Source organism: Streptomyces muensis (assembly GCF_021474425.1).
Classification (GTDB): Bacteria; Actinomycetota; Actinomycetes; order Streptomycetales; family Streptomycetaceae; genus Streptomyces; species Streptomyces muensis.
Map to the genome: position 1 here is coordinate 1 of NZ_JAKEIP010000510.1, position 2,518 is coordinate 2,518.

Consider the following 2,518-nt stretch of genomic DNA (forward strand, 5'->3'; position numbering starts at 1 on the left):
GGGTGGAAGGGGCGGAGCCCCTGGGGATGGGACGGGTAGGGGCGGCGGGGGCGAGGGGGTTGGTTAGTTGGTGGGGTGGGGGGTGGAGCCGTAGGCCGTTAGGAAGCGGTCTCGGAAGGAGCTCATTTTCCAGACGGGGGCGTTGGGGGCGGGCTGGAGGCCGTCCGTCCAGTTCCAGTTGGTGATTTTGTCCAGGATTTTGGGGTCTTTGGCGACGATGGAGATCGGGACGTCTCGGCTGGCCTTCGTGCCGCTGACCCGGGCCATCGGCTGGTGGTCACCGAGGAAGACGAGGACCGTGTCGTCGGTGCCGTAGCGCTCCAGCCACTGCGTGAGACTCGTGATGGAGTACGAGATCGACTTGCCGTACTCCTGCTTGGAGCGGGTGGAGTCGGAGATGATGTCGGACGGGTCGGTGCCGGCCTGCTGGATGGGCTTGAAGAGGGAGCCGTCGCCGAGGTCGTTCCAGCCGACCATCTCCGGGAGCGGTGCCCACGGCTGGTGGCTGGAGGTCAGGATGATCTCCGCCATCAGGGGCTTGTCGCGCTTCTTGCCGTGGACCTGGCGTTGGAAGGCCTCGAGGGCGTACTGGTCGGGCATCGTGGACCAGCTGAACTTCGGTCCCTTGTAGCCGAGTTGGAAGGCGTTGTAGACCTTGTCGAGGCCGTAGTACTGCTGTTCCGGCCAGGTCTTCTGTACGCCCGGCATGACCCCGACCGTGTCCCAGTCGCCGGTCTTCTGGAAGACCTTGGTGAGGCTGAGGTGGTCGCTGGCCATGACGGTGCGGTAGCGCTGCTGGTTGTCGATCCACAGCCCGGAGAGGGTGGTGGAGTGGCCCAGCCAGCTGCTGCCGCCGTACGTCGCCGAGGTGAGCCAACCGCTCTTGGCGTGGAAGCCGGCGTCGGCGAGGGCCTTGGTGTCGGTGTCGAGGGTGCTCGTGACGCCGGGGGCGATCAGGGGGTCTTCGAGGGCGCTGCGGCCGTAGCTCTCTATGAAGGTGAACAGGACGTCCTTGCCGCGCAGGCCCGGGACCAGTTGGGCGGGGGGCGTGTTGCCGAAGGTGTCCGACCTGGCGTCCTTCGCGAACGCCGCCTCGTCGCGGAGGGTGTCCAGTGCGCGGTGGGCGTGGACCTTGAGGATGCCGGCGGTGTGGTCGGCGGCGAGTGGTACGCCGGCGGCCTGGAGGCCGAGGGCCGTGCAGGTGATCCAGACGGTGCCGGCGATCAGGGCGGCCTTGGAGGCGGTTGTCTTGTGGCGGGCGAGGGTGTTGGCGATGTGGGTGGTGGCGAGGGCGGTGAGGGATATGAGGAGTACGACGAGGAGGATGACGCCGATGGTGAGGAGGGTGGTGGTCGTGCTGCCCAGGGAGTCCTTCAGGTAGGACTGGGCGTCGTCCAGGAGTTCCCAGTCCAGGATGATGTTGAAGTGGCGGCCCAGGTATTCGTTGTAGCCGATGTCGAGGATGTTCAGGGCGGTGAGGGCGCCGAGGGCGGCGCCGGCGGTCGCTGCGGTGATGACGCGGAGGCGGCGGGGGAGGCTGAGGAGGAGGGCGGCTCCGATGATGGCCTCGGCGGGGAGGCGTAGGAACTCCGTGGCCTTGAGGTTGCCTAGGGTGTTCGGCATTTGCAGGCAGATGTGGATGAGGGCGGCGGAGAGGGCTGTGAGGGTCCAGCGGAGGTAGGGAACGGGAGGCCTGCCGGCCCCGACCCTGGCCCCGGCCTCGGCTCCGCCTTCGGCCGAGTCGCTCCCACCCGCACCACCCGTGCGGCTCTCGTCGTCGCCTGCGGGTGGCCCCGCCGGTGCGCCCTCGCCGTCGGCGGCCGCGGCCTCGGAGGTGGGCTGCGCGGCTTCTCCGGTCGACGGTGCGGTTGCGTCGGTGGGTTGCGCAGAGTCGTCCGTCGACGGTGCGGCTTCCGTGGTGCGTGCCGCAGAGTTGTCGGTTGATGGAGTGTCGGCGACCGTGAGGGCTGAGGTCGCGGCCGTTGGCCGCACTGACTCGGCGGCGGACCGAGCGGCCTGAGCGGAGGCCTGCGCTCGCTCTCCGGTCGACGGTGCCGTCCCCTTGGCGGGTTGCGCAGAGTCGTCGCGTGACGGCGCGGCCTCGTCAAAGGGCGCTGCGGATACGTCGGTTGGCGGTGCGACCCCGCCCGCGGGCGCTGGGGCTTCTTCACAGGTCGGCTGTACGGACTCAGCGGCGAGCCGTGCTGTCTCATCCGCCAGCCCCGCGGACTCGTTGGGCGACGGGGCGGCCCCGTCGATCAGCTCCACGGCCCTGTCGCCCGACTTCTCGGCGACGTCATCCGGCCCCGCCGACACGCCGCTTGGCCTCTCAGCCGCGTCACCCGGCTCCGTGGACCCTTCCTCCGGCCCTGCAGCCCCGTCACTCGGTTCCCTGGCTCTGTCCCGAGCCCCCTCGCCGGGTTCCTTGGCCGCGTCACCCGGCTGTGTGGACCCTTCCCCCGGCCCTGCAGCCCCGTCACCCGGCTCCCCGGCCCTGTCCCGAGCGCCCTCGCCCGGC

1 protein-coding gene is annotated in these 2,518 nt (G+C 69.9%); it reads right to left on the reverse strand.

All coding sequences use genetic code 11. From position 1 onward, the window contains the following. Positions 1-63 precede the first annotated feature (63 nt). A complete protein-coding gene (locus tag L0P92_RS43810; RefSeq protein ID WP_234768708.1) occupies positions 64-1,992 on the reverse strand; it encodes an alkaline phosphatase family protein in 1,929 nt (642 codons plus the stop codon). Positions 1,993-2,518 lie beyond the last annotated feature (526 nt).